30 protein-coding genes are annotated in these 26,569 nt (G+C 63.3%); 15 read left to right on the forward strand and 15 right to left on the reverse strand.

All coding sequences use genetic code 11. The annotated features are described in order from the left end of the window. The first annotated feature begins 178 nt into the window (after positions 1-178). Genes AC27VQ_RS09415 through AC27VQ_RS09425 form a run of 3 tightly spaced genes read left to right on the forward strand, consistent with a single transcriptional unit; the run spans position 179 to position 2,681 of the window. Entirely contained in the window at positions 179-796 is a 618-nt protein-coding gene (locus AC27VQ_RS09415) for a DUF1285 domain-containing protein (protein WP_488716078.1), read from the forward strand. Then, positions 793-1,425, forward strand: coding sequence for a CoA pyrophosphatase (locus AC27VQ_RS09420; RefSeq protein ID WP_488716079.1), 633 nt, complete (start codon positions 793-795; stop codon positions 1,423-1,425). Before AC27VQ_RS09415 ends, AC27VQ_RS09420 begins: the two co-directional genes overlap by 4 nt. Then, complete coding sequence (locus AC27VQ_RS09425; protein WP_488716080.1) at positions 1,422-2,681, forward strand: CCA tRNA nucleotidyltransferase; 1,260 nt, start codon at positions 1,422-1,424, stop codon at positions 2,679-2,681. The genes AC27VQ_RS09420 and AC27VQ_RS09425 overlap by 4 nt, the downstream gene beginning before the upstream one ends. Positions 2,682-2,693: 12 nt before the next feature. Here AC27VQ_RS09425 and AC27VQ_RS09430 read toward each other — a convergent pair whose 3' ends face one another. The 3 genes from AC27VQ_RS09430 to hemF form a co-directional block, all read right to left on the reverse strand. Further along, positions 2,694-2,885: a DUF1059 domain-containing protein gene (locus tag AC27VQ_RS09430; RefSeq protein ID WP_313530535.1), complete on the reverse strand. Its 192-nt coding sequence runs from the start codon at positions 2,883-2,885 to the stop codon at positions 2,694-2,696. Between the two features lie 159 nt (positions 2,886-3,044). Beyond that, the gene (locus AC27VQ_RS09435) at positions 3,045-3,296 is read right to left on the reverse strand and encodes a hypothetical protein (protein WP_488716081.1); all 252 of its coding nucleotides are present in this window, start codon (positions 3,294-3,296) and stop codon (positions 3,045-3,047) included. Between the two features lie 92 nt (positions 3,297-3,388). Continuing rightward, a complete protein-coding gene (gene hemF / locus AC27VQ_RS09440; RefSeq protein WP_488716082.1) occupies positions 3,389-4,300 on the reverse strand; it encodes an oxygen-dependent coproporphyrinogen oxidase in 912 nt (303 codons plus the stop codon). 184 nt (positions 4,301-4,484) lie between these two features. On the opposite strand from hemF, the gene AC27VQ_RS09445 reads away from it, so the two are divergent. Beyond that, positions 4,485-4,742, forward strand: a complete 258-nt coding sequence (locus tag AC27VQ_RS09445; RefSeq protein ID WP_313530526.1) for a hypothetical protein — start codon at positions 4,485-4,487, stop codon at positions 4,740-4,742. Positions 4,743-4,885: 143 nt separating this feature from the next. Then, positions 4,886-6,169: a hemolysin family protein gene (locus AC27VQ_RS09450; RefSeq protein ID WP_313530523.1), complete on the forward strand. Its 1,284-nt coding sequence runs from the start codon at positions 4,886-4,888 to the stop codon at positions 6,167-6,169. Here the strand turns inward: AC27VQ_RS09450 and soxR are convergent. After that, positions 6,166-6,618, reverse strand: coding sequence for a redox-sensitive transcriptional activator SoxR (gene soxR / locus AC27VQ_RS09455; protein ID WP_488716083.1), 453 nt, complete (start codon positions 6,616-6,618; stop codon positions 6,166-6,168). The two genes, AC27VQ_RS09450 and soxR, sit on opposite strands and share 4 nt — an antisense overlap. A 97-nt stretch (positions 6,619-6,715) precedes the next feature. On the opposite strand from soxR, the gene AC27VQ_RS09460 reads away from it, so the two are divergent. Continuing rightward, positions 6,716-7,288 (forward strand): NADPH-dependent FMN reductase, encoded by a 573-nt coding sequence (locus tag AC27VQ_RS09460; RefSeq protein ID WP_488716084.1) that lies wholly within the window; start codon positions 6,716-6,718, stop codon positions 7,286-7,288. Further along, positions 7,285-8,493 carry an MFS transporter gene (locus AC27VQ_RS09465; RefSeq protein WP_488716085.1) on the forward strand — a complete coding sequence of 403 codons (1,209 nt, stop codon included), beginning with the start codon at positions 7,285-7,287 and terminating at the stop codon, positions 8,491-8,493. Before AC27VQ_RS09460 ends, AC27VQ_RS09465 begins: the two co-directional genes overlap by 4 nt. 1 nt (position 8,494) lies before the next feature. Here AC27VQ_RS09465 and AC27VQ_RS09470 read toward each other — a convergent pair whose 3' ends face one another. Next, complete coding sequence (locus tag AC27VQ_RS09470; protein WP_313530514.1) at positions 8,495-8,956, reverse strand: tRNA (cytidine(34)-2'-O)-methyltransferase; 462 nt, start codon at positions 8,954-8,956, stop codon at positions 8,495-8,497. Positions 8,957-9,306: 350 nt separating this feature from the next. On the opposite strand from AC27VQ_RS09470, the gene AC27VQ_RS09475 reads away from it, so the two are divergent. Next, the gene (locus tag AC27VQ_RS09475; RefSeq protein ID WP_488716086.1) at positions 9,307-11,163 is read left to right on the forward strand and encodes an ABC transporter ATP-binding protein; all 1,857 of its coding nucleotides are present in this window, start codon (positions 9,307-9,309) and stop codon (positions 11,161-11,163) included. A 34-nt stretch (positions 11,164-11,197) separates the two neighbouring features. Here the strand turns inward: AC27VQ_RS09475 and AC27VQ_RS09480 are convergent, their stop codons facing one another. Together AC27VQ_RS09480 and AC27VQ_RS09485 are read right to left on the reverse strand one after the other, a co-directional pair. Further along, positions 11,198-11,488 (reverse strand): addiction module antidote protein, encoded by a 291-nt coding sequence (locus tag AC27VQ_RS09480; protein ID WP_488716087.1) that lies wholly within the window; start codon positions 11,486-11,488, stop codon positions 11,198-11,200. A 1-nt stretch (position 11,489) separates the two neighbouring features. After that, positions 11,490-11,789, reverse strand: a complete 300-nt coding sequence (locus AC27VQ_RS09485) for a type II toxin-antitoxin system RelE/ParE family toxin (protein WP_488716088.1) — start codon at positions 11,787-11,789, stop codon at positions 11,490-11,492. A 119-nt stretch (positions 11,790-11,908) separates the two neighbouring features. Between AC27VQ_RS09485 and AC27VQ_RS09490 the strand changes: the two genes are divergently transcribed. The 5 genes from AC27VQ_RS09490 (at position 11,909) to AC27VQ_RS09510 (ending at position 17,456) form a co-directional block, all read left to right on the forward strand. Further along, positions 11,909-13,777, forward strand: a complete 1,869-nt coding sequence (locus AC27VQ_RS09490; RefSeq protein ID WP_488716089.1) for an ABC transporter ATP-binding protein — start codon at positions 11,909-11,911, stop codon at positions 13,775-13,777. 263 nt (positions 13,778-14,040) lie between these two features. Next, the gene (petA, locus tag AC27VQ_RS09495; protein WP_313530507.1) at positions 14,041-14,619 is read left to right on the forward strand and encodes a ubiquinol-cytochrome c reductase iron-sulfur subunit; all 579 of its coding nucleotides are present in this window, start codon (positions 14,041-14,043) and stop codon (positions 14,617-14,619) included. Between the two features lie 14 nt (positions 14,620-14,633). After that, a complete protein-coding gene (locus tag AC27VQ_RS09500; protein ID WP_488716090.1) occupies positions 14,634-15,902 on the forward strand; it encodes a cytochrome b in 1,269 nt (422 codons plus the stop codon). Between the two features lie 24 nt (positions 15,903-15,926). After that, positions 15,927-16,805: a cytochrome c1 gene (locus AC27VQ_RS09505; RefSeq protein ID WP_313530502.1), complete on the forward strand. Its 879-nt coding sequence runs from the start codon at positions 15,927-15,929 to the stop codon at positions 16,803-16,805. 108 nt (positions 16,806-16,913) lie between these two features. Further along, on the forward strand, positions 16,914-17,456 hold the full coding sequence (locus AC27VQ_RS09510; protein ID WP_314085432.1) for an adenine phosphoribosyltransferase: 543 nt from the start codon (positions 16,914-16,916) through the stop codon (positions 17,454-17,456). 16 nt (positions 17,457-17,472) lie between these two features. Here the strand turns inward: AC27VQ_RS09510 and AC27VQ_RS09515 are convergent, their stop codons facing one another. Together AC27VQ_RS09515 and AC27VQ_RS09520 are read right to left on the reverse strand one after the other, a co-directional pair. After that, positions 17,473-17,940, reverse strand: coding sequence for a MaoC family dehydratase (locus tag AC27VQ_RS09515; protein ID WP_488716091.1), 468 nt, complete (start codon positions 17,938-17,940; stop codon positions 17,473-17,475). Continuing rightward, positions 17,927-18,409, reverse strand: a complete 483-nt coding sequence (locus AC27VQ_RS09520; RefSeq protein ID WP_488716092.1) for a MaoC family dehydratase — start codon at positions 18,407-18,409, stop codon at positions 17,927-17,929. The genes AC27VQ_RS09515 and AC27VQ_RS09520 overlap by 14 nt, the downstream gene beginning before the upstream one ends. Positions 18,410-18,516: 107 nt before the next feature. Between AC27VQ_RS09520 and AC27VQ_RS09525 the strand changes: the two genes are divergently transcribed. Further along, the gene (locus AC27VQ_RS09525; protein WP_488716093.1) at positions 18,517-19,635 is read left to right on the forward strand and encodes a hypothetical protein; all 1,119 of its coding nucleotides are present in this window, start codon (positions 18,517-18,519) and stop codon (positions 19,633-19,635) included. A gap of 36 nt (positions 19,636-19,671) precedes the next feature. Here AC27VQ_RS09525 and ychF read toward each other — a convergent pair whose 3' ends face one another. Continuing rightward, on the reverse strand, positions 19,672-20,775 hold the full coding sequence (gene ychF, locus AC27VQ_RS09530; RefSeq protein ID WP_313530492.1) for a redox-regulated ATPase YchF: 1,104 nt from the start codon (positions 20,773-20,775) through the stop codon (positions 19,672-19,674). Positions 20,776-20,933: 158 nt separating this feature from the next. Between ychF and clpS the strand changes: the two genes are divergently transcribed. After that, entirely contained in the window at positions 20,934-21,245 is a 312-nt protein-coding gene (gene clpS, locus AC27VQ_RS09535; RefSeq protein WP_488716094.1) for an ATP-dependent Clp protease adapter ClpS, read from the forward strand. A gap of 3 nt (positions 21,246-21,248) precedes the next feature. On the opposite strand, the gene AC27VQ_RS09540 is transcribed toward clpS, so the two are convergent. The 5 genes from AC27VQ_RS09540 to AC27VQ_RS09560 form a co-directional block, all read right to left on the reverse strand. Then, positions 21,249-21,698, reverse strand: a complete 450-nt coding sequence (locus tag AC27VQ_RS09540) for a GNAT family N-acetyltransferase (protein WP_488716095.1) — start codon at positions 21,696-21,698, stop codon at positions 21,249-21,251. A 1-nt stretch (position 21,699) separates the two neighbouring features. Further along, positions 21,700-22,416, reverse strand: coding sequence for an aminoacyl-tRNA hydrolase (pth, locus tag AC27VQ_RS09545; protein WP_488716096.1), 717 nt, complete (start codon positions 22,414-22,416; stop codon positions 21,700-21,702). Between the two features lie 72 nt (positions 22,417-22,488). Continuing rightward, complete coding sequence (locus tag AC27VQ_RS09550; RefSeq protein ID WP_488716097.1) at positions 22,489-23,238, reverse strand: substrate-binding periplasmic protein; 750 nt, start codon at positions 23,236-23,238, stop codon at positions 22,489-22,491. A 19-nt stretch (positions 23,239-23,257) separates the two neighbouring features. Then, positions 23,258-25,645 (reverse strand): EAL domain-containing protein, encoded by a 2,388-nt coding sequence (locus AC27VQ_RS09555; RefSeq protein ID WP_488716167.1) that lies wholly within the window; start codon positions 25,643-25,645, stop codon positions 23,258-23,260. A gap of 241 nt (positions 25,646-25,886) precedes the next feature. Then, positions 25,887-26,489, reverse strand: a complete 603-nt coding sequence (locus tag AC27VQ_RS09560; RefSeq protein WP_313530481.1) for a 50S ribosomal protein L25/general stress protein Ctc — start codon at positions 26,487-26,489, stop codon at positions 25,887-25,889. Between the last annotated feature and the right edge of the window lie 80 nt (positions 26,490-26,569).

The following is a 26,569-nucleotide window of genomic DNA, read 5'->3' on the forward strand; positions in this document are numbered from 1 at the left end:
TATCTCCAGTACCGGTTCCAAACGCGCGGCGAATCGTGGCCTTGCCGCGTTCGCGTCCTACATAGAAAGCTTATTAGCTCACCTGTGGCTGACAAGCGGCCACGAAATGACTATCTCGTGAAAAAGGATGTATCCACCTTTTCCTCTCGCGGAGATAGGGTTGAACCGGGACGGAACAATGGCAACGGGCGAAATTCAAGGCAGCAGCGACGCGGCGGGACTGGCCGCGCTGATCGCGCGGGCATCCGCGGAAACCGGCGGGCGGGGGCTTCCGCCGGTCGAGCGCTGGAACCCGCCATTCTGCGGCGATATCGACATGGAAATCCGCGCCGACGGCACCTGGTTCTATCTGGGCACGCCGATCGGCCGCGCGCCGCTGGTGCGGCTTTTTTCCACGGTGCTGCGCAAGGACGAGGACGGCAGGACCTATCTGGTGACGCCGGTCGAGAAGGTCGGCATCCGCATCGTCGATGCGCCGTTCCTGGCCGTCGAGATGAATGTCGGCGGGGAGGGGGCGGATCGCAAGCTCACCTTCCGCACGAATGTCGGCGATGTCGTGGAGGCGGGGGCGGACCATCCGCTGCGCTTCGTTATCTCCGGTGAAAACAACCAGTTGAAGCCCTATCTTCTCGTGCGCGGCCGGCTGGAGGCGCTGGTCTCGCGCGCGGTCATGTACGATCTCGTCGAACTCGGCGAAGTGGTTGAAATCGATGGCGTCGAGATGTTTGCGGTGCGCTCTGGCGGCGTGGTGTTCCCCGTCATGCCGGCGGCTGAACTGGATGCGCTGTCGCGATGAGCTTTGCCCCCTACAGTGCCGCCGAATTCCGCCGTCGCGCGGCGGAGCAGATGCTCACACTCGGCGATGAGAGCTGGCGCGACCATGGCGACAGCCTGCTCAATCCCGGCGTTATCGAGCATATCGAGGGCATGAAGCTCAGGGATGCGGCGGTGCTGATCCCGGTCGTCGATGACGGAGACGATGCGCGCGTCATCTTCACCCAGCGGACGGCGACGCTCAGAAAACATTCCGGCCAGATCGCCTTTCCGGGCGGCGGCGTCGACGATGACGACGCGGATGTCGAGACGGCGGCGATGCGCGAGGCGGAGGAGGAGATCAGCCTCGACCGCCGCTTCGTCGAGCCGGTCGGCCGGTTGCCGCACTACAAGGCGCAGTCGGGGTTCTCGATCACGCCGGTTCTCGCCGTGGTGCAGCCCGGCTTCGAGCTGATCCCGAACCCGGCGGAGGTCGAGACGGTCTTCGACGTGCCGCTCTCCTTCCTGATGGATCCGCGCAACCACGAACGGGGCAGCGGCGTCTGGCTGGGCTCCGAGCGGCATTATTATCGCATGCCCTATGAGGGGCATAACATCTGGGGCATCACCGCCGGTATCGTGCGGGTGATCTATGAAAGGCTTTATGCATGACGTCTGTTTCGGGTGAGGCGTGGTTTACCGATCCGGCGCTCTCCCGCGTGCTGGCGCTGCTCAACAGCGACGGCGGCGAGGGGCGGGTTGCCGGCGGCGCCGTGCGCAACAGCCTGATGGGCCTGCCGGTCGCCGATGTGGATATCGCGACGACGCTCAAGCCTGACGTGGTGGTCGAGCGCACGAAAGCCGCCGGCATCAAGGCGGTGCCGACCGGTATCGAGCATGGCACCGTGACGCTGGTCATCGACGGCAAACCCTTCGAGGTCACGACCCTGCGCCGCGACGTCGCCACCGATGGCCGCCATGCGGACGTCGCCTTCGGCACCGACTGGCAGACGGATGCCGAGCGGCGCGACCTCACCATCAACGCGCTTTATGCGACCGCCGACGGCACCGTCATCGACCTCGTCAACGGCCTGCCGGATATCGAAAGCCGCACGGTGCGCTTCATCGGCGATGCGGCGACGCGCATTGCGGAGGATCACCTGCGCATCCTGCGGTTCTTCCGCTTCTTCGCGCTCTATGGCAGCGGCCGGCCGGATGCCGATGGATTGCGGGCCTGCGCGCGGGCCAAGGGCAGCCTCGGCAAGCTCTCGGCCGAGCGGGTCTGGTCGGAAACGAAGAAGCTCCTCGCCGCGCCCGATCCGGGCCGCGCCCTGCTCTGGATGCGCCAGGCGGGCGTGCTCACGGAAATCCTGCCCGAAACGGAAAAGTGGGGCATCGATGCGATCCCCAGCCTGATCGAGACAGAGAAGGCATTTGGCTGGGCGCCTGAGGCGCTGCTGCGACTTGCCGCCATGGTGCCACCAGACCGGGAGCGGTTGAAAGCGCTGGCCGAGCGTCTGCGGCTATCGAAGGCCGAGGCCGCGACGATGGACTATTGGGCTTCCGCCCCCGAGATCGCGCCGAAACTCGCCGAAACGGCCTTCGACCGCTTGCTCTATCGCCACGGCCAGCAGGGCCTTACCATGCGGGTCAAGCTGGCGCTCGCCGCCGCACGGGCGCGCGGGCTCGGCGATCCCGAGGCGCTCGCCTTTGCCGGCCTTTGCCAGCGGCTGCTCGCGCGGGCGCAAAAATGGCAGAAGCCGTCCTTCCCGCTAAATGGCGCGGATGTGCTGGCAACAGGTATTCCGGCCGGACCGAAGGTCGGCTTGCTCCTGGGCACGATCGAGGATGAGTGGGTGGCTGGCAATTTCCATGATGGCCGGGCAAAGCTGCTTGCCCGGCTGGAAGCCCTTGTGAAAGAGGGCTGATTTCGATCAGCGTCAGGCGGCGTCTGCCGCCTTCTCGTCAACGATGCGTTCCTTGATATGGTCGACCATGCTTTCCCGGATCATGGTCTCGCCATGGGCGGAGCGCATGTGCTCCACCGCGCGGCGCACGACTTCGGCATCGTCATTGGCCCGCGTATGCCATTCGCATCCGGGGACGAGTGAACCGCATTCAAAAAGTCTCATGACCTATCTCCTGTCGTTTCAACGGGATCAGTTTAGCAGATAAGGCGTGATCGGCCAAACCGCGACGCAATCGACGGCTTGGGAAGGCCCGCACCGAAACGGAAAGCCGGGGCCAGAGTTCCCTCCCGGCCCGCAAATTCCGCAAATGAAAATGGGCCGTCAGGCCGTGTCGTCATCCTTTGCCCATGCATCGAAGCAGGCCGACGACTGGAATTGCTCCGGCTTCGTGTGATGATCGGCGAGATGGTAGACCGTGCCGCCGGCCAGCCGCAACCTGGCCTCTTCAAGGAAATAGGCGTGCGGAAGGTCCATGCCGCTCTCGGCGCGCATGGTTTCGGCAAAACGGTCGAGAAAATCGGCGGATTGCGGATCGAGCTCCGTGATCGCCGCGTGCTGCAATGCAGTCATCATGACGGGTTCCTCCATGGACTCACGCAGGGCGCATCCTACCACGAAGGGCGTAAAGCCATCATCACAAGTGCGGGATTGTCATGGTGGGATCGTCAGGGCCAGCGCACCACCGGCGGCAGCGACGACAGGATGGAATCCACATTGCCGCCCGTCTTCAGGCCGAAGATCGTGCCGCGGTCGTAGAGCAGGTTGAACTCGACATAGCGGCCGCGGCGCACGAGCTGTTCGTCGCGATCCTCTTCCGTCCAGCCGTTGTTGAAGTTGTTGCGCACGATGCGCGGATAGACCATGGCGAAGGCGCGGCCGACATCCTGCGTGAAGGCGAAATCCGCCTCCCAGCCGCCGAGTTCTTCCGAGGAATGCAACCAGTCGTAGAAGATGCCGCCGGTGCCGCGCGGCTCGTTGCGGTGCTTCAGGAAGAAGTAGTCGTCGCACCAGTCCTTGAATTTCCGGTGATCGGCGACCGGATGGCGATTGCAGGTGATCTCCATCGCCTTGTGGAAGAGCTGGGTATCGGCATCGTCCATCGTGCGACGGCGGTCGAGCACCGGCGTCAGGTCCGCGCCGCCGCCGAACCAGCGGCTGGTGGTGACGACCATGCGGGTGTTCATGTGCACGGCCGGCACGTTGGGGTTCACGGGATGCGCGATCAGCGAGATGCCGGAGGCCCAGAAGCGCGGGTCTTCGCTCGCACCGGGGATCTGGCCGCGGAATTCCGGCGAGAATTCGCCATGGACCGTGGAGGTGTGCACGCCGACCTTCTCGAAGACGCGGCCTTCCATCATCGACATGCGCCCGCCACCGCCTTCGCCGCCGTCACGCTGCCAGTCTTTGGCGACGAAACGGCCGGGCGGCAGGTCGGAGAGGGGGCCGGCCAACTCGTCCTCGAGCGCCTCGAAGCTGGAGCAGATCGCATCGCGCAGGTGCTGGAACCAGGCGCGGGCGGCGTCCTTCTTGTCTTCGATGTCGTCGGGAAGGCCTTTCGGCAGGTCTGGTCGTTCCATGATGTGTCTCGCTGGGGTGTTTCCCGCTGGCGGCAAGGCCGCCGAATCGCATTTCGGTCACACTCGTTAACTTTGGGCCATTTGGCAACAAAAACGGATTTTCAGCTGGGGATGGCCGGACTCGCAAAACGCGCGGCGGCGGCTTATGTTTAGCCTGTCGAATGTGCTGCCAGGAGAAAACGATATGGCGCGTGTTCCCGGACCGCCGCCTCTTGAAGGGCTTCGCCGCCAGATCGAGCGCCATCGGCGCGAGAAGCCGGCGCGCGCGAGCAACTTCGTTCGAGAGACCTTCTGCATGGAGCGGCAGGCGGCGCGCGACAAGGCGCGCGAATGGTTCGACCATTGGCCGAAGGCTGCCTACTGGACCGAAGTGGAGAGCTGGCGGATGCTGGACGGCGACCGCATCGAGTTCACCATGCGCCGGCTGCCGAGCGCGGATTGACGCTTCATACCGCGTTTGCGCACTCGCCTGACGCGAGTGTTCGCTGCAACGTCGATTGACGGCGGGCCGCTGCACCCTTATCTTGCGGCCATCGTCATCAATAGAAAGGCGCCGTTGCGGTTCTGAAGCACGGCTCACAGTCCTTGTTCGAACTCGCGATTGCCGTCTGCCTGATCCTTCTCAACGGGGTCTTTGCTCTTTCCGAATTGTCCATCGTTTCCGCGCGCAAGCCCCGCCTCAAGACCATGGCGGCCCAGGGCTCGCGCGGTGCCGCGTCCGCGCTGAAACTGGCGGAAAACCCCGGTAAATTCCTCTCCACCGTCCAGATCGGCATCACGCTCATCGGCATTCTTGCCGGGGCGTTTTCGGGTGCGGCTCTGGGTGGGCGCCTGCGCGACATCCTTTTTGCCGAGGGCGTGCCGGACTGGCTGGCCGATCCGCTCGGCTACGGTATCGTCATCTTCATCATCACGTTCCTGTCCGTCGTCGTCGGCGAGCTGGTACCCAAGCAGATCGCGCTGAAGAATCCGGAACGGTTCGCGACGCTTGTCGCGCCCGCCATGTCGCTGCTGTCGAAGATCGGCGCACCCGCCGTCTGGATCCTCGATGCCTCGACGCGCCTGATCTTCCGCCTTCTCGGTCAGCACGAGGTTGCCGAAAGCATCGTCACCGACGAGGAGATCAGGACCATCGTCGCCGAAGCGGAAGCCGCCGGCGTCATCGAGGGTGGCGAGAAGCTGATGATCGCCGGCGTGATGCGTTTTTCCGACCGCGAGGCGCGCGGTCTCATGACGCCGCGCAACGATGTCGACTGGATCGATCTCGGCGATACGATCGAGGAAGTCCACCAGCAGCTGATCGACAGCCAGCACTCCCGCCTGCCGGTCGCCGATGGCGGGCCGGAAACCATTGTCGGCATCGTGCAGAAGCGTGAACTGCTCTCCGCCATGCTGACGGGCCAGCCGCTCGATATCCGCGCCTTTATCCGCCCCGCACCGATCGTGCCCGACACGATGGATGCGATGCGCGTGCTGGAATCGCTGCGCAGCTCCGAAGTTCCGATCCTGCTCATCCATGACGAATACGGCCACTTCGAAGGCGTCATCACGCCCGCCGACGTGCTGGAGGCGATTGCCGGCGTGTTCCGCGCCGACATCGAAGAGGGCGACGACGAACACGCGGTGCAGCGTGAGGACGGTTCCTGGCTGATTTCCGGCTCCATGCCGATCGACGAGATGGCCGACCGTCTCGGCCTGTCGCTGCCCGGCCGCCGTGGCTACCAGACGGCCGCCGGCCTCGTCATCGAATCGCTGCAGAGGCTGCCGAAAACCGGCGAGATCACCGAAACCCAAGGCTGGCGTTTCGAGGTTGTCGACATGGACGGCCGCCGCGTCGACAAGCTTCTGGCGACGCGTCTGGATCCTTAAGGTCTTTCCGATGGGTCGGGTTCGAGCAATCTCGGGCCCGGACCTTCCGCGCCAAGCGTATCCAGTGGATTGCGCAGCGGGCATTCCTGCATCGAAAGGCAGCCGCAGCCGATGCAGCCGTCGATCTGGTTGCGCAGCTTGGTGAGCCGCGCGATGCGGTCGTCCAACTGGCGGCGCCAGGTTTTCGAGAGCGCCCGCCAATCCTCAGCCGTCAGGGGCCGGTCATGCGGCAGCACAGACAGCGCGTCCGCGATCTCCGACAGCGGAATGCCGGTGCGCTGCGCGACCTTGATGACCGCGACGCGGCGCAGAATGCTGCGCGGATAGCGCCGCTGGTTGCCGCGGTTGCGCTGGCTGCGGATCAGCCCCTTCGTCTCGTAGAAATGCAAGGTGGAAACCGCCACCCCGCTGCGTTCGGCGACCTCGCCGACGCTGAGTTCCCGCGCCATTTTGCTGTTTGGACATTTTTCCGTCATGGCCGTTGACCTCAACTTTGCTTGAGGTTTTATACCGCGGGCTCCCTGATTTCAAATGGAGCCCGCACACATGACAGACAGACTGACCATCGCCCTCATCTATGGCAGCGGCCGCGAGGGACGCTTTGCCGATACGATCGCGGGATGGCTGGAGCCGGAGCTCGCGGGCTTCCATCAATATGACATCATCCGCATCGATCCGGCCGAGCTGACCTTCACGCCGGGCGGTCTCGACGCGGTCTCTACGGAGAGCGTCGAAAGCCGGATTTTGCAGGCCGATGCCTTCCTCATCGTCACGCCGGAGTACAATCATGCCTATCCCGCCGCTCTGAAGGCCATCATCGACTGCTGCTTCCGGCCCTGGCATGCCAAGCCCATCGCCTTCATTTCCTATGGCGGCGTATCGGGCGGGCTGCGCGCGGTGGAGCAGTTGCGGCTGGTCTTCGCCGAGCTGCATGCGGTGGCGATCCGCGAGACCGTCAGCCTCGCCCATGCCTGGACGCAGTTCGATCCCGCCGGAAATCCTTTCCGCCCCGGCCATCTCAACGGCCAGCTTGCCGTGCTGATGAAACGCCTGACTTGGTGGGCGAATGCGCTGAAGGTGGCGCGTATCGCAACGCGTTACGACGAGGCGGCGGCATGAAACCGGAGCACTATGCCATGGCGGAAATCGCCCGCTCGCCGCAGGAACGCTGGCGCAATGCGACGCTGCTCTTCGTCAGCACGCTCACCATCATGTCGGGCGCGACGATCTCCGCCTCGCTGCCGGGCATTGCCGCCCGTTTTGCCGAGGTCGAGAATGTCGCGCTGCTCAGCCGGCTGGTGCTGACGCTGCCTGCCGTGTTCATCGCGCTGTTTTCGCCAGCGGCGGGTTTTCTCGTCGATCGCTTCGGCCGCAAGCCTCTGCTGCTGGCCTCGCTCGCTCTGTTCACCGTCGCGGGCGCCTCCGGGCTGGTCCTCGATACATTGCCGGGCCTGCTCGTCGGCCGCGCCGTGCTCGGCCTTGCCATCGGCGGCATCATGACGGCGACGACGGCGCTGGTCGGCGACTTCTTCCAGGGGCCGGCGCGCGATCGGTACATGGGCTTGCAGCAGGCCTTCGTCGGCATCGGCGGCACTCTGTTCCTGACGGGCGGCGGCTTCCTTGCGGAAATCCATTGGCGCGGGCCGTTCTTCATCTACACCGTGGCGGTCCTGCTCCTGCCGGCCGCCATCGTTTTCCTGCCGGAGCCGCGCCGGCTGCGCCCAGCGGCTGCGACGGCAGGCGAGGGTGGGCTCGACGGGCGCCGGATCACGCTGCTCGGCCTGCTGTTCCTCGCCGCCGCGATCAACATGATCGCCTTCTACATGATCCCGACGCAGCTTCCGTTCTACCTGGAACATCTCGGATTTGCCGCACCCAGCCTTGCCGGTGCCGCGATTGGTGCGGGGCAGCTCGTTGGCGTGGTGAGTTCGCTGGTCTTCGCGCCTGTCCGGCGGCGGATCGGCCTGATGGGTGTGTTCGCCCTGGGCTTCGTCTCTTCGGGGGTGTCTTTCCTGCTGCTGTCGGCGGCGGAAAGTTATGGCAGCGTCCTGGCCGCCATGGCCGTCTCCGGCATCTGCATGGGCACAATCATGCCGAATTTTGCGGCCAGCGCCATGTTGCTTGCGCCACCCGCCCTGCGCGGCCGGATTTCGGGCCTTCTGGTCTCCAGTATCTTCGCCGGGCAGTTCCTGTCGCCGATCGTCTCGCAGCCGCTGATCGGCGCATTCGGCTATGGCACGGCCTATGCCGTGGTCGGTGCGGTCGTGCTGGTGCTCGGCCTCGTGGCCTTGGTCTCGCGTCTTTTCCGGTGGGGCGATGGCTAGGTCAGCCAAACCCCGTCTGGCGCAGCGCCTCGCCGCAGATCATGGCGGCGGACAGCGCGACATTGATGGAGCGCTGCCCCTCGACCATGGGAATGAGCACGCGGCCGTCGGCGATGTCGTGCACGCGGTCCGGCACGCCGGCGCTTTCGCGGCCGAAGAGCAGGATATCGTCCGGGCGGTAGGCGAAATCGGTATAGAGCCCGGCGGCCTTGGTGGAGGCGAGCACGAGGCGGCGGTTGCTCGTCTGCCGCCACTCTTCGAACCGATCCCAGCTGACATGTCGCGTCAGCGTCACGGCGGCGAGATAGTCCATGCCGGCGCGCTTCAGGTTGCGGTCGGACAGGTCGAAGCCGGCCGGCTCGATGATGTCGACGGCGAGGCCGAGGCAGGCGGCGAAACGCAGGATCGTGCCGGTATTGCCGGCAATGTCGGGCTGGTAGAGGGCGATGCGGAGTTCGGACATGGTTCGGGGGTAGCCGGGATGTGGCGGGAAGGCAACAGAATTGGCCGCAGATGCGAATTTGCGACGAAGTGGCTGGCAAAATGCGCCGTTTCGGGTTACCCAAGCTGCATCTTCAACGCGAGAACAGGGAGGATCATGATGGATATCACACGTCGACAGCGCCTCCTGGCTGGAATCACGCCACTTCTCGCGTAGGCACCTCGCCGCCCAAACTCCCTTCGCAGACCCATTTCAATTCGCCGTGTGACGCCGTTCGTCGCCCCACGGTCATCCTACCGGAAGCTCGTTCTCGACAGCGCCCGTTTTGCGCCGTCCGTGCCGGTTCCGTCATTTTATTTACGGAGATAGCCATGTTCGGCTGGTTCGAAAGACGTTTGAATCCTTATCCCGCTGAGGCCCCCTCGCTTCCGCCGAAGGGCCTGTTCGCCTTCCTGTGGCATTATACCAAGCCGGCAGCCCCCTGGCTCTTCGTGCTCGGTTTCTGCTCGATGGCGCTCGGCATCGCGGAAGTGCTGCTGTTCCAGTTCCTCGGCAATATCGTCGACTGGCTTTCGGCCGGTGATCCCCACACGTTCCTCGCTCGCGAGGGTGGAACGCTGATCTGGATGGCCGTGCTGCTGCTCGTCCTCATCCCGGGTTTCGGCGCACTGCACACGATGACCATGCACCAGGCGCTTGCGGGCAATTTCCCGATGATCGCCCGCTGGCAGATGCATCGCTACCTCATCCGCCAGAGCATGACCTTCTTCTCCAACGAGTTCGCCGGCCGCGTCTCGACGAAGGTGATGCAGACGGCGCTCGCCGTGCGCGAAACCGTGATGAAGATCATCGATGTCTTCATCTATGTGGTGAGCTATTTCATCTCGATGATCGCGATCATCGCCGCGGCGGACCTGCGTCTCGTCGTGCCGCTGCTCGTGTGGTTCGTCGTCTATGTCTCGATCCTGCGCTACTTCGTGCCGAAGCTCATGCGGATTTCGCGTGAGCAGGCGGATGCGCGCTCGATGATGACGGGCCGGATCGTCGACAGCTACACCAACATCGCGACGGTCAAGCTGTTCTCGCATGCCGGCCGGGAGGAGACCTATGCCCGCGACGGCATGGACGAGTTTCTCCAGACCGTGCACGCGCAGATGCGCAAGATCACGCTGTTCAACATCGCGATCGACATCAACAACGTCGTCACGATGTTCTTCACGGCGGCCATCGGCATCTATTTCTGGATGAACGGCGATGTATCGGTCGGTGCGGTGGCGGTGGCCATGGGCCTCGTCATGCGCATCAACGGCATGTCGCAATGGGTGATGTGGGAAGTGACCGCGCTGTTCGAGAATATCGGTACGGTCTATGACGGCATGGGCATGATGACCAAGCCGCACGACATCCAGGACAAGCCTGAAGCACCGGCTTTGCCGGCCGCCAAGGGCGCCATCGCCTTCGATCATGTCCGCTTCCACTACGGCAAGAACAAGGGCGTGATCGAGGACCTGTCGCTCAAGATCGGCGCCGGTGAGAAAGTCGGCCTTGTCGGCCGCTCGGGTGCGGGCAAGACGACGCTGATGAACGTGCTCCTGCGTTTCTACGATCTGGAATCCGGCAAGATCACCATCGACGGCAAGGATGTCGCGACGGTGACGCAGGACAGCTTGCGCTCGCAGATCGGCGTGGTGACGCAGGATACGTCGCTCTTGCACCGCTCGATCCGCGACAACATCGCCTATGGCAAGCCGGAGGCTGATGATGCTGAGATCATCGAGGCGGCCAAGCGCGCGAATGCCTGGGACTTCATCGAAAGCCTCACCGACCAGCAGGGCCGCACCGGCCTCGATGCCCAGGTCGGTGAGCGCGGCGTGAAGCTTTCGGGCGGCCAGCGCCAGCGCATCGCGATCGCCCGCGTCTTCCTGAAGGACGCGCCGATCCTGGTGCTGGACGAGGCGACCTCGGCGCTCGACTCCGAAGTAGAGGCGGCCATCCAGGACAACCTCTTCGCCCTCATGCAGGGCAAGACGGTGATCGCCATCGCCCACCGCCTGTCGACGCTGACGGAGATGGACCGCATCATCGTGCTCGACAAGGGCCGCCTTTCCGAGACCGGCACCCATGCCGAACTCGTTGCCAAAGGCGGCATCTACGCCGACCTCTGGACCCGCCAGTCGGGCGGGTTCATCGCGGATGACGCAGCTGAAGCGGAAGCGGCGGCGGAGTAAAAGCAGAACACCCCGGTCCAGGGCCGGGGTGTTCTTATGTGCCAGTTCGTTTCGACGTCAGCTCCAGCCCCAGTGCGCGCATGACGGTCAGCATGGATTTGAGAGTGGGGTTGCCGTCGCTGGCAAGCGAGCGGTAGAGCGCTTCGCGCGCGAGGCCGGTCTCCTCCGCCACCTTGCTCATGCCCTTTGCACGGGCGACGACGCCAAGGGCGTGGGCGATGTAGCCTGCATCGCCGCTTTCGAAAGCGTCCTTCATGAAGACGTCGATGGCGTCGTCGGAGGTCAGGGCCTCCGCAGGGTCATAAATGTGCAGTGTTTCGCTCATGTCAGTCGTCCAATTCGGTTGCCAGCGCCTTGGCCGTGGCGATGTCCCGCTTCTGCGTGCCTTTATCGCCGCCGCAGAGGAGCACAATGATTTCCTTGCCCCGGCGCGTAAAATAAATCCGGTATCCGGGACCATGATGAATGCGGATTTCGCTGATGCCGTCGCCCACGGACTTAATGTCACCGAGAAGACCATAGGCGATGCGGTTCAATCGGGCGGCGATGAGCGCGCGCGTCTTTTGATCGGCAAGGGCGCTCTCCCATTTGCGAAATGTGTCCGTCTGCTTGATCAGGAGTGTCATCGAGATGTAACTTTAATATTACGACCGCGGAATATCAACCCATTTGAAGGGTGGGGCGGAGCCTCCCATCTTTCCGATCTTTAATTTGCCCCCCGCCCAAAACGGCCTATATCGGTGGCATGATCTTCCGCCCGCTTTTTTCCTTCTTCGAAAACTGGATCCAGCCCTTCGCGCGGCGTGATGATCTGCGGCCGCCGCAGGGGTTGATGGCGTTCGTCTGGTTCTATATCGGGCAGGCCAAGGCGCCGTTTGCGGCTTTGCTGGTGCTTGGCGGCATCACGGCGGGCATCGAGGCGGCGACGTTCTGGTTTGTCGGGCGGCTGGTCGATATGCTGGCGACGGTCAAGCCGGGCGAGGGGTGGAGCGGGCTGCTTTCGGCGCATGGGCCGGAACTGCTTGTCATGCTCGGGCTGATCGGCGTCGTGCGCTTCGTCGTGGCCTTCCTGACGGCGCTCATCGATCAGCAGGTCATCACGCCGGGCTTCTACAATCTGGTGCGCTGGCAGTCCTACGTCCATGTCGCGCGCCAGTCGCTCGCCTTCTTCCAGAACGATTTTTCCGGGCGGATCGTCACGAAAGTCTGGTCGGCGGGGCAGGCGACGGGTGACGTCATCACCTCCTTCATGGAGAGCATCTGGTTTGTGGCGATCTACACGGTCTCGACGCTGGTGCTGCTCGGCCAGCTCGACTGGCGGCTGGCGGCGGTGCTGCTCGTCTGGCTATCGATCTTCGCGGTGCTCGCCCGCTATTTCGTGCCGCGCATCCGCGAGCATGCGCGCCAGTCCGCCGAAGCCGGATCGATGATCAGCGGCCGCCTGGTCGATGCCTATTCGAATATCCAGACGCTGAAGCTGTTCGGCCGGGACGATGCGAACGACCGCTACATGCGCGACGGTTTCGATACGTTCCAGAACACGATCCTCAACTTCACGCGCCTCCTGACGTCGCTGCGCGCCTCGCTCGCGTTCCTGTCGGGTCTGATGATCGCGGGCATGGCGGTGCTGTGCATCCATCTCTGGCTGACGGGCATCATCAGCTCGGGCGCCGTCGCCTTCACCATGGCGCTGGTGCTCCGGTTGAACTTCCTGCTGAACCGGCTGATGACGCAGCTCAACGGCATCATGCGCAATATCGGCACGATCCAGAATTCCGCCGACCTGATCTCCCAGCCGATCGGCCTCGTCGACAGGCCGGATGCCACGGTCATGACGGTGGTGCATCCTGAAATCCGGTTCGACCATGTGCGCTTCCACTATGGCCGTGCCTCCGGCGTCATCGACGACCTGACGCTCTTCGTTCGCCCCGGCGAAAAGGTCGGCATCGTCGGGCGCTCGGGCGCCGGCAAGTCGACCCTCGTCAATCTGCTGCTGCGTTTCTACGATCTGGAAGGCGGACGCATCCTTATTGGTGGCGAGGATATCGCCGCGGTTACGCAGGAGAGCCTGCGCGCCAATATCGGCATGGTCAGCCAGGATACGGCGCTGCTGCACCGCTCGATCCGCGACAACATCCTCTTCGGCAATCCCGATGCAAGCGAAGCCCAGATGATCGAGGCGGCGAGGAAGGCCGAGGCGCACGACTTTATCCTCTCGCTCGAGGACCAGCGCGGCCGCACGGGCTACGATGCCCATGTCGGCGAGCGCGGCGTGAAGCTTTCGGGCGGCCAGCGCCAGCGCATCGCCATTGCCCGCGTCATGCTGAAGGATGCGCCGATCTTGGTGCTCGACGAGGCGACCTCGGCGCTCGACAGCGAAGTCGAGGCGGCGATCCAGTCGAACCTCGAGCGACTGATGCGCGGCAAGACCGTGCTTGCCATTGCCCATCGCCTCTCCACCATCGCAGCTCTCGACAGGCTGATCGTCATGGATCGCGGCCATATCGTGGAGGAGGGGAGCCATGCCGAGCTCGTCGCCAAGGGCGGGCTTTATGCGGATCTCTGGTCACGCCAGTCGGGCGGGTTTCTCGGCCACGAGGAAGCGGCGCAATAGAGCCGCAAAGCGTCGTTTCACGACTGTCTTTTCAGCCGGGAAGCGCTTGAGGTTCAAGGCGATGGCTGTGCCTTGTCAAGATGCTCCGTTTTTCCCGCGACAATGTGCCCACCACCCCTTGCCAAGGCTGGACATAATTTGCGATCAAGCATAGAACGCGCCGGATTGACGGGGAATCTATGGCCGTATTGTGTCCGGAATTGCCGGTTTCCAAAGGGGCGTTGCGGTTTTCCGCAGACTTTGCGTGAGAGGATGGTTTAGCCGTGAGCGAACACGAGACAACAAGCGAATCCCTGGGCGAGCCCACTCGCCGTGATTTTCTTTACCTGACCACGGGTATGGCGGGCGTCGTGGGCGGCGTTGCGGTTGCCTGGCCGTTCATCGACCAGATGCGTCCGGATGCATCCACGCTGGCACTCGCCTCCATCGAGGTCGACGTCTCCAGCCTGACGCCCGGCATGTCGCTGACGGCCAAGTGGCGCGGCAAGCCGGTGTTCATCCGCAACCGCACCGACAAGGAAGTGGAAGAAGCCAAGGCTGTCGCCCTTGCGGATCTCAAGGACCCGGTCGCGCGCAATGCCAACATCGCTGCCGACGCCGAAGCGACGGACCTCGACCGCTCCGCCGGCGAGGGCAAGGAAAACTGGATCATCATGATCGGCTCCTGTACCCATCTGGGCTGCGTTCCGCTCGGCCAGGCCGGCGATTTCGGCGGATGGTTCTGTCCCTGCCACGGTTCGCACTACGACACTGCTGGACGTATCCGTAAGGGTCCGGCCCCGCAGAACCTCGCTGTGCCGACCTTCTCGTTCGTATCCGACACAGTCATCAAGATCGGTTGAGGGGACACCTGATAATGAGTGCTGAACATTCCACCTACCAGCCGACGACTGGCATCGAGAAGTGGGTCGATTCGCGCCTGCCTCTGCCGCGCATGATCCATGACAGCTTCGTCTCCTACCCGGTCCCGCGCAACCTGAACTACGCCTACACCTTCGGCGCAATGCTGTCGGTGATGCTGATCGTGCAGATCCTGACCGGTGTCGTTCTGGCCATGCACTATGCCGCCGAAACGACCGTCGCGTTCAACTCGGTCGAAAAGATCATGCGTGACGTGAACCACGGCTGGCTGCTGCGTTACATGCACGCCAACGGCGCGTCCTTCTTCTTTATCGCGGTCTATCTCCACATCGCCCGCGGCCTCTACTACGGCTCCTACAAGGCGCCGCGCGAAATCCTCTGGATCCTCGGCGTGGTCATCTTCCTCCTGATGATGGCGACCGGCTTCATGGGCTACGTTCTGCCCTGGGGTCAGATGTCCTTCTGGGGCGCGACCGTCATCACCGGCTTCTTCTCGGCCTTCCCGTGGGTCGGCGAGTGGATCCAGCAGTTCCTGCTCGGCGGCTTCGCGGTCGACAATCCGACCCTGAACCGCTTCTTCTCGCTGCACTACCTGCTGCCCTTCATGATCGCCGGCGTCGTCGTCCTGCACATCTGGGCGCTGCACGTCACCGGCCAGACCAACCCGACCGGCGTCGAAGTGAAGTCCAAGACCGACACGGTCCCCTTCACGCCCTATGCGACGCTGAAGGATGCGCTCGGCGTCTCGGTCTTCCTGATCGTCTTCGCCTGGTTCGTCTTCTACATGCCGAACTATCTCGGCCACCCGGACAACTACATTCCGGCTGACCCGCTGAAGACGCCCGCCCACATCGTTCCGGAATGGTACTACCTGCCGTTCTACGCGATGCTGCGCGCCATCACCTTCAACATCGGCCCGATCGACTCCAAGCTTGGCGGCGTCCTCGTGATGTTCGGTGCGATCATCGTGCTGTTCTTCCTGCCCTGGCTCGACACGTCGAAGGTCCGCTCCGCCGTCTATCGCCCGTGGTACAAGCTGTTCTTCTGGCTGTTCGTGGTCAATGCCATCATGCTCGGCTGGCTCGGCGCCATGCCTGCCGAAGGCATCTACGTCGTCCTCTCGCAGCTCGGCACGCTCTACTACTTCGGCTTCTTCCTCGTCATCATGCCGGTCCTCGGCCTGATCGAGACCCCGAAGCGCATTCCGAATTCGATTACGGAAGCGGTTCTGGAAAAGAAGAACGCCAAGCTGGCCAAGGCCTGAGAGCGAGCGAAAGGAACCATGACAATGAAAAAGCTTGTTGCAGGCATTCTGTCACTCGCACTCGTCGCCGGTCTCGGCGTCTCCTTCGCTACGGCGGAAGAGGCAGCCCCGGCTGCCGGTGCGGAGGCGGAACACGCCACCCCACACTACCCGATGCACCACCCGAAGCAGGAGAAGTGGACCTTCGCCGGTCCCTTCGGCAAGTATGACAAGGGCCAGCTTCAGCGCGGCCTGAAGGTCTACACCGAAGTCTGTTCTGCCTGCCATTCGATGAACCTCGTCTCCTTCCGCACGCTGGAAGGTCTTGGTTACTCGGAAGGCCAGGTAAAGGCTTTTGCGGCGAACTACGAAGTGCAGGACGGCCCGAACAGCGACGGTGAGATGTTCACCCGCAAGGCCGTTCCGTCGGACCACTTCCCGTCGCCCTTCGCCAACCATGAGGCGGCAGCTGCCGCCAACAATGGTGCAGCACCGCCGGACTTCTCGCTGATCGCCAAGGCACGCGGTATCACCCGCGGCTTCCCGCAGTTCGTCTTCGACATCTTCACGCAGTACCAGGAAGGTGGCCCGGACTATATCTACTCGCTGCTGACCGGTTACGATGAAGAGAAGCCGGCGCATCTCGAAGTCGCCGAAGGCACGCACTTCAACCCGTATTTCGCAAACGCTGCGGCACTCGCCATGGCCAAGCCGATCTCCGACGGCCAGGTCACCTATGACGACGGCGCGCCGCAGACGGTCGACCAGTACGCCCGCGACGTCGCGTCCTTCCTGATGTGGGCCGCCGAGCCGCATCTCGAAGAGCGCAAGCGCACCGGCTTCATGGTCATGATCTTCCTGGTGATCTTCACCGGCCTGATCTACCTGACGAAGAAGTCGGTCTACGCGAACAAGGAACACTGAGCGATTTTATCGCCCGGTTTAAAAGGCGGCCTCCGGGCCGCCTTTTTTGTTGTGGGGCGGTGACGCACCTGCGATAACCGAAAAATCCTTCCGCAGTCGGGAAATCCCATGCCTACCGTTGAACAAGAACTCGTCGCCGCGATCCGCAGCATCCCGGACTATCCCAAGCCCGGTATCATCTTCCGCGACATCACCACCATGCTCGGTAATCCGCGCGCCTTCCGCCGCGCGGTGGACGAGCTGGTGCACCCCTATGCGGGCATCGGCATCGCCAAGGTCGCCGGCATCGAGGCGCGCGGCTTCATTCTGGGCGGCGCCATGGCGCACCAGCTGTCGACCGGCTTCGTGCCGATCCGCAAGAAGGGCAAGCTGCCGCACGAGACCGTGCGTATCGCCTACAGCCTGGAATACGGCGTGGACGAGATGGAAATGCACAAGGACGCCATCAAGCCGGGCGAGAAGGTCATCCTCGTCGACGACCTTATCGCCACCGGCGGCACGGCGGAAGCGGCCGTCAAGCTGCTGCGCCAGATCGGCGCCGACATCGTCGCCGCCTGCTTCGTCATCGACCTGCCGGAAATCGGCGGCCGCAAGAAGCTGGAAGCGCTCGGCGTGGAAGTGCGCACGCTGGTGGCCTTCGACGGGCATTAAGCCCGTCGTCGCCTTCTCAGATGAATTCCAGAACCGTGCTCTCGAACCGGATGACCGGTTCGCCGTTCTGGTTGCGGCCGGCGCAGAGGATCGAATTGATCAGCCGGTCCTTGCGCGTTGCCAGTTCGCGCGAGGCGATGAGCGTCACCGAATAGGTGATCGTGTCGCCGGCAAAGACCGGCTTCAGCCAGGCGAGCTTGGTGAAGCCCGGCGAGGGGCCGAGGTTGGGGGGTACGATGCCTTCGGCGGCGAGGCGTTTGCACTCGCCAAGCCAGAACGGCACGAAGCACTTCATCCAGCCGGCGCTGGTATGCCAGCCCGAGGCGCAGAGGCCGCCGAACAAAGCGTGTTTGGCCAGTTCCTCGTCCAGATGAAAAGGCTGCGGGTCGAAACTTCCGGCGAAGCGGATGATGTCTTCGGCGGTAAACGTATTGGAACCGATTTCGACGGCCTCGCCGAACGCGTAAAGCTCAGCCATCCGCATGGTCGGCATCCTTTTCGGCAACGCGCATCATGTTGATATATTCCGACACCGCGACGAGTTCGCCGCGCTGGTTGGTCACCTCGGCGCGCAGGCGCACGATGCCGATTTCCGGCCGCGAGCGCGAGACGCGGGCATCGAGCACCTCGCAATGGCCACCGAGCGTATCGCCCGCCAGCACCGGCCGCTTCCATTCCATGAGATCGACGCCGGGCGAGCCCTCCGAGGTGGAGCCGTCGATATAGGCCTCGAACAGCATGCGCATCATCACGGCGCTGGTGTGCCAGCCGGAGGCGGCAAGGCCGCCGAGAATACTGGCGCGGCCGGCGGCCTCGTCCATATGCATCGGCTGCGGATCGAATTCCCGTGCGAAGGCGATGATCTCGTCCGCCGTCATCGTGCGCTTCGAAAAGTCGAAGCGCCGGCCCGGCGTAAAATCTTCAAATGTGTAGTTGGGCACCGTCTCGTCCATCCTGTTTCGGGCCGACAATGGCGAGCGGGGCGCCGTTTTGCAAGCTCTTGCCAGCGGCCTTCGGACAGGTAAGGTGCGCGCGACGCCGCACGAGGAGACAACGACAGATGCAGACGCTGAAATCCGTGCTCGACGGTGCGGCCGGCGAGGGGATACTCTCCGCCGAACAGGCGAACACGCTGCTGCCATATATGGAAGCGCGCGGTGTCGTCCTTGCTGCACCCCTCGAAGCACGCGTGCTGGATATCGCCGGCCCTGCCGAAGACCGCGCCATCGCGCCCGTCGAGGACACGGAAGCGCCGCGCTTCATCCGCGGATTCCATGATGTGCTGATCACCATCGGCGTCGCGATCGTCATGGCGGGCGTCTGGGGTATCGGCGCCTTCCTCGCTGCGCTGCCGGCCATCCTCATCCTCGCGGAAATCCTGGTGAAGCGGCAGCGCCTTGCTCTGCCCGCCGTGCTGCTGACCCTTCTCTATGCACACTGGATCGCCATCACCACAATGCTACTGCTGGACGATGTGCTGGGCGCTGAGAAAAGCCCCTATCTTGATTTCCTGCTGACCATGCTGCCCTTCGCGATCTTGCTGCCGCCGTTCTACTGGCGCTACCGCATTCCGCTGTCGCTCAGCCTGTGGTTCCTGTCGCTGGCGGCCGTGGCGCTCGGCCTCGTCTTCCTTGCGTTGGCGCGGCTGACGGGCAGTGCCGATGTCATCGCCGCCCGGCCGATGCTCTCGGCCGGCATTTTCCTCGCCGCGGCGCTGATGCTGTTTACCGTGGCGATGGCTTACGATCTCTCGGACCGGTTCCGCGTCTCGCGCCGCTCCGACATTGCCTTCTGGCTGCATCTGGTGACGGCGCCGGCGCTGCTCTATTCGACGCTGTGCTTCGTCTTCCTCGGTGATTTCGCCAATGACACGCTGTTCAGCAGCAACAAGGGCCTGCCGGAGGCGCTCATCATCGTCGCGATCGTCGTCGTGCTGATGGGCATCGGCCTTGCCATCGACCGGCGCGCCTTCGTCACCTCGGGCCTGCTCTCGCTCGGCCTTGCCACGGCAAGCCTGCTCCAGCGCACGGCCGCGGCGCCCGAAAGCTATGTCTTCCTGACGCTGCTGATCGTCGGCGTCGTCGTCTTGACCATCGGCATAGGCTGGCCGCATTTCCGGCGCTGGACGGTGACGCCGCTTCCTCTAGCGCTCAAAGAAAAACTGCCGCCCCTCCGGTGAGGGACGGCAGTTCGAGACGTTGGGAATGTCTGCCGCTTACGTGTTGAAGCGGAAGTGGATGACGTCGCCGTCGTTGACCACGTATTCCTTGCCTTCGTCGCGGCCCTTGCCGGCTTCCTTGGCGCCGACTTCGCCCTTGTAGGCGATGTAGTCGTCATAAGCGATGGTGAAGGCGCGGATGAAGCCGCGTTCGAAATCCGTGTGGATGACGCCGGCGGCCTGCGGGGCCTTGGTGCCGCGCACGATGGTCCAGGCGCGCGTTTCCTTGGGGCCGACGGTGAAATAGGTGATGAGGTCGAGCAGGTGGTAGCCGGCGCGGATGAGGCGGTCGAGACCGGCTTCCGTGAGGCCGAGCGCCGAGAGGAACTCTTCAGCTTCTTCTTCCGGCAGCTGCGCGACTTCGGATTCGATCGCCGCCGAGATGATGACGCATTCCGCGCCCTGTTCCCTCGCCATGGCGGCGACGGCTGCGGTGTGCTCGTTGCCGGTCGAGGCATCGGCTTCCGCCACGTTGCAGACGTAGAGAACCGGATGCGAGGTGAGCAGGTTCAGGCCCTTCAGGACCTCGATCTCTTCCGGCGCCAGCGTCTTGAGGAGCAGGCGGGCCGGCTTGCCTTCGTTGAGCAGCTTCACCACGGCTTCCATGATCGGTAGCTGGGCGAGCGAATCCTTGTCCTTGCTGGCGGCGCGTTTGCGGGTCTGCTCGACGCGGCGCTCCAGGCTTTCGAGGTCGGCGAGCATCAGCTCGGTCTCGATCGTGTCGGCATCGCCGACCGGATTGATGCGGCCTTCGACATGGGTGATGTCGTCGTCCTCGAAGCAGCGCAGCACGTGCACGACGGCATCGACTTCGCGGATATTGGCGAGGAACTTGTTGCCGAGGCCTTCACCCTTCGACGCGCCGCGCACGAGGCCGGCAATGTCGACGAAGGAGATGCGCGTCGGGATGATTTCCTTGGAGCCCGCGATGGTGGCGAGCGCCTTCATGCGCGGATCGGGAACCGCCACTTCGCCGGTGTTCGGCTCGATAGTGCAGAAGGGATAATTCGCCGCCTGGGCGGCGGCCGTCTTGGTCAGCGCGTTGAAGAGGGTCGACTTGCCGACATTCGGCAGACCGACGATACCGCATTTGAAGCCCATGGAGATGGTCCATTCGTCTTAAGAAAATCGTTGCCATCGCTATGGGGGATGCGGGGGGCAGGGTCAAGAGCTTGGCAGCCCTGGGGCCTTGAACTCGTCCCTCCTGCGGTGCACAATGGGCTCACATCGCTCGAAGCCAACGTTACGAGGAGCTTCCCATGAGCAATGGTGACACGACCCTCACCCCGAAAACGACCACCAAGCCGAAGCTCGAACGGCCGAAGCTCTACAAGGTCCTGCTCGTCAATGACGACTACACGCCGCGCGAATTCGTCGTGCTGGTGCTGAAGGCCGTGTTCCGCATGGCGCAGGAGACGAGCTACCGGGTCATGATGACCGCCCACAAGATGGGCACCTGCGTGGTCGTCATCTGCGCCCGCGACATCGCCGAGACCAAGGCGAAGGAAGCGACGGATCTTGCCAAGGAGGCGGGTTACCCGCTGCTCTTCCAGACGGAACCGGAGGAATAGGCTCTAGGGACGGCGGATCTGGAATCCGGTCTTGTCCTGCTTGAAGCCGCAGCGTGTGTAGAAATCCGCGGTGCCTGTGTCGCTGCGCCCCGTCAGCAGCATTACCTTGTAGCAGCCGGCCTGCCATGCCGCGTCTGCGGCCTGTTCGAGGACGGCGCGGCCCAGGCCCGTCCGGCGGGCGGCCTCCGCGGTCACGACATTCTCAATCAACGCATAGGGTGCGCCGGCCCGCGTGAGGTTCGGCACGACGACGAGGGTGCAGGAGGCGAGGGGAATGCCGTCCTTGACGGCGACATAGATCGTCATGCCGGGCTGGGCGAGAATGGTGGCGAAGTGCGTCTGCGCCATTGCCGCATCCATCGGTGGATCGTCGGGATTGAGCTCGGCATAGAGGGCGAGCAGGCCGGGCAGATCATCCGGGCTCGCGGAGCGGAGAATGGCGTCGCCGGCCATGTCAGTCGCCCTTGTTGCCGAGCAGCTTCTTCAGCATTTCGGCCATCGGGCCTGTGGTCGGCAGGATTTTCGGCTGGTTGTGGTTGCGCGCCTGACGGATATGGGACTGGCCGGCGGGCTTCTTTTCGGGCGCGGCCTTCTCCTCCGGCTTGCTGCCGGTAGCGAGCGCCAGCTTGTTCATCAGCTGGGAATCCTCACCCCGCACCAGCATGTCGGTGTTGAGCGCCAATTCGTCGAGCAGCGGATCGAGCCATGTATGGTCGGCCTTGGCGAAATCGCCGAGCACATGGTTGGTCACCAGCTCCTTGGCGCCGGGATGGCCGATGCCGAGGCGCATGCGCCGGTAGTCCTTGCCGCAATGGGCGTCGATCGACTTGATGCCGTTATGACCGCCATGGCCGCCGCCGACCTTGATGCGTACTTTGCCTGGCGCTAGATCCAGTTCGTCATAGATCGCGACGATATCCTTGGGGGCGAGCTTGTAGAAGCGCATCGCCTCGCCGACAGATTCGCCGGACAGGTTCATGAAGGTCTGCGGTTTGACGAGCAGCACCTTCTCGCCGGCGATCTCGCCCTCGGCGATTTCGGCCTTGAACTTCTTCGACCAGGGCGAAAACGGGTTCTTGCGGTGGATCGCGTCCAGCGTCATGAAACCGATATTGTGGCGGTTGCCCGCATATTTTGCGCCCGGATTGCCGAGGCCCACGATGATCTGCATGGAAGTGGTCCGCAAGTGGAGGTGTCCGCGTCTTCACCACCGTGAAAGCGGACGGAAGTCAACCGCCTCGGATCAATTCTTCGTGCCGTTGTCGGCCGTGCGCGTGTCCGGCGGCAGGCCGTAGGCGGTGAAGATGCGGTCCTGCTCGCCGCTGAGGATGAGCTTGTCCAACTCGGCCTGAAGCCCCTTGATCAGGTCTTGCGGCGTCTGTTTGTTGCAGGCGAGCCCGTAGACCTGGCCGGCCATCAGCATGGCCTTCTCGACGGGATATCCGTCCTTGAGCAGCTTCTTATAGGTCTTGACGGAGGTCGGCATCAGGTCGATGCGGCCGGAAATCAGTTTGCGCAGGGTGATGTCGATATCGGAAGCAAGGTCGATATCCTTGAAACCAAGCACTTCGAGTGCCTCCACGGCGAAGTCCCCGCGCTGCGAGCCGACCTTGAGTTCCCGTGCCTTGACGATCGTCAGGCCGTCATGGATATCGCCCTTGCGCTTGAGCAGCACCATCTGGTCCTTCAGCAGTGGACTGACCCAGACGAAGCGCTCGGCCCGCTCGCGGTTGTAGCCCGCCGTGAAGACGCAGGTGTTCGGCTGGTTTTCGGCCATGGCGAAGGCGCGGGCCCAGGGCATGATCTCCAGCGTGTAGTCCATGCCGGCGGCCTTGGCGATCGCCTCCACCTGATCGACCGAGATGCCGGTGATCTTGCCGTTCTTGGTGTAGTTGAAGGGGGCATATTCTTCCGTCACGAAATGCAGCGTGTCGGCAAGAACCGAGGAAAGCGGGGCAAGCGACAGGCAAAGCGTCAAAAGCAGTGTCTTCATCGTCTTGTCCCTCAACCGGTCAGGAGGCCATGGCGCGACGTTCGGGCACGTCGGCCATTGTAAATTCGTCGAGCTTTTCGAGCAGCGCGTCAAGCGGCAAGGGCCTGCTCAGCAGGTAGCCCTGGCCGAATTCGATGTTCATGCTCTGCAGGATATCCCATTGCTCCGTCGTCTCGATGCCTTCGGCCACCACCGCGCAGCCCATCTGGTGCGAGATGGTGCGGATGCCCTCGACGAGCATGCGGCTCTTGCGGCGTACATCCGGCTGGTCGGAGGACAGCGACCGGGTGAAGGACTGGTCGACCTTGACGATATCGACCGGGAACCGGTTGAGGTAGCTGAGGGACGAATAGCCGGTGCCGAAATCGTCGAGCGCGATGCGGCAGCCGAGATCGGAAAGCGCGTCGAGCACCTCGCGCACGACGGGATTGTCGAGCATCAGAACGGCCTCGGTGATCTCGACGACGATGCGCGAAGGCGTGATGCCGCTTTCGAGAAGGAGGGTCGCGATGCGGGCGGGCAGGGCCAGCTCGAATTGCAGCGGCGAGAAGTTGACCGCGAGATAGGTGTCGCCAAGACCGTCGAGCTTCGAGATGACCGCCAGGTTGGCGATGGCCTTCGACAGGATGCAGTCGCCGATCCGCCCGATCGTTCCGTTCTCTTCCGCAATACCGATGATCTCGGCCGGCGGCAGGATGCCGCGCTCGGGATGGTGCAGGCGCATCAGCGCCTCGAAACCGGCGACGCGGCCGTCCGCAAGGCTCACGATCGGTTGGAGATGGGTGGTGAACCAGTCGTCGCGCAGGCCCTGGTCGATGAACTGCTCGATCTCGAGGCGCTTGCGGGCGATATCGACCATGTTGTTGTCGAAGAGCTGCACGCCGTTCTTGCCGCTGCGCTTGCGCGCATACATGGCCATGTCGGATTTCTGCAAGAGGCAGGCTGCGGTGGCGGCGTGGTCCGGATAGACGGCGATGCCGATGCTGGCGCTGACATTGAGTTCCGCGCCATTGACGATGAGCGGCGCGCGCAGGCTGGCGACCAGCCGGTCGCTGATATCCATGGCGAGCTGGCGGGCATTGGGCGCCGAGAGCAGGATGGCGAATTCGTCGCCGCCGAGGCGGGCGATCACGTCAATGGCGCGCAGCTGGCGGCGCAGCCGCATGGCGACCTGGCAGAGCACGTCGTCGCCGCTGGCATGGCCGAGATTGTCGTTGATCCACTTGAAGCGGTCGAGATCGACGAAGAGGCAGGCGAGCTGCTGGCCGTGCGCATCGACCTCGCCGATCAGCTCGTCCAGCACGGTTTCGAAGCCCTGCCGGTTGAGCAGGCCTGTCAGGTGGTCGGTGATGGCCTGGCGGTGGTTGCGGGTCTCGGCTTCCTTGAGGTCGGTGACGTCGGTCATGACCGAAAGCGACAAGGCCTGACGGCTGCTGCTCGCCTCCACGCCGGTTTCCAGGATCAGCACGTCGATCACGCTGCCGTCGGCGCACAGGAAGCGCAGGGTCACTTCGCAGATGCCGCCGTCTTCCATGTTCGTCGTATGACGCTTGCGATAGGTTTCGCGGCATTCCTCGACGACGAAGTCCGTGAATTCCTGGCCGATCACCGCTTCGCGGCGATAGCCGGTGGCGGTCAGCCAATAGTCGCTGACCGCCGTGATGCGGTTTTGCGCATCGACGGAAAACAGCATGGCCGGCGTCAGGTTGTAGATGTCGGTGGCGCGGACATGCGCCATCTTCAGCTCGTTCTCCTCGCGCTCCAGCTTGCTCTGCATCTCGTTGAAGTTATGGGCGAGCGCGCCCATCTCGTCGTTCGAGGTCCAGTCGACATGGTGGCGCGAGCCGAGCCGGCGCGTCGCCTCGATGGCCGCGGTCAGCCGCATCAGCGGCCGGATGATGGTGATGCGGTTGCCGATGATGGCGGCGGTGAAGAGGGTCGCGACGGCGAAGAAGAAGATGGCGAAGATGCTCAGCTCGTCCTTTGAGAAGCGCGAGAAGAGGCCTTCCTTGTGAATCCAGATTTCCGCGGTACCGACCTTCTTGATGCCGTCCGTCGCCTTGTAGAGAATATCGGCCTTGACGATGGAGCGGGCTTCATCCGGGTTGGGCGCGACGGCGGGTTTGCGGATGTCGATGACATCGGACGTGTCGCGCACCTGCACATAGCTGATATCGGCATCGGCCTGGAGTGCGGTGACGATCTGGTCGATGCTCTCCTTGTCGAAATCCCAAAGCGGCTTGCCGAGCGCCTGGACGTTGGCCTGGAGCAGCACTTCGGTGTTCTGCAGGCGCTCGCGCGCGACGCGATCGGACGAAAGGATGAGGAAAAGCAGGAAGAGCGGAGCGACGAAGACGAGCAGGGCGCCGATGACGATGGCGATGAAACGGCTTTCAACCGAATGCATTTTCATGCCGGTCGCCCCATAGCCACGTTACAAAGCCAGTCCATCGTGCCCCTCTTTGGCTTTCGCCATTTTCCCCAGGGTCTAGATTTTCATCAAAGTCTTAAATGTTGCTGAAATGTAGGTTCGCAAAAGTGCTGATAATTCAAACTTCCCGCAGCGGTAGTGCGGCCTCTTGCGAGCAAAGAAAAACCCCGCGCCTTGGGTAAGGCGCGGGGTTTCGAGAACGGTCCCGGAAATGGGATTATTCTGCGGAGCCTTCTTCTTCCTTCACGCCGGCCGCCGGGGTGGCGATCGTGGCGATGGTGAAGTCGCGGTCGGAGATGACCGGGCTCGTGCCCTTCGGCAGCTTGATGTGCGAGATGTGGATGCCGTCGCCGACCTTGAGGCCGGAGAGGTCAGCCGTCAGGAATTCCGGAATGTCGCCGGCCAGAGCGTGCAGCTCGACTGCGTGGCGAACGATGTTCAGGACGCCGCCGACCTTGATGCCCGGGGACTTCTCTTCGTTGACGAAGTGAACCGGCACTTCGACGACGACGTGGGTGTTACCCGAAACGCGCAGGAAGTCGACATGCATGGTGAAGTCGCGGACCGGATCCAGCTGGAAGTCCTTCGGCAGAACCTTGATCTTTTCGCCGTTGACGTCGATCGTGGCAACCGTCGTCTTGAAGCCGCCGGCGTGGATACGCTGGGTGACGTCCTTGGTCGAGAGGGCGATGGACAGGGGGGCCTGCTTGTCGCCATAGATTACTGCAGGAATAAGGCCGTTGCGGCGAAGTTCACGGGAGGACCCCTTACCAACCCGTTCGCGCGTCTCGGCCTTGAGCTCGTAAGTTTCGTGGCTCATGGCTTTACCTTTCGTGTGTTACTGGAGAGCCTTTCGCGCATCGGGCAGCGCCCGGCGATGCAAAAAGCTTGAGGATTTCG

The sequence above is a fragment of the Shinella sp. 20P9.1.1 genome (genome assembly GCF_057798995.1).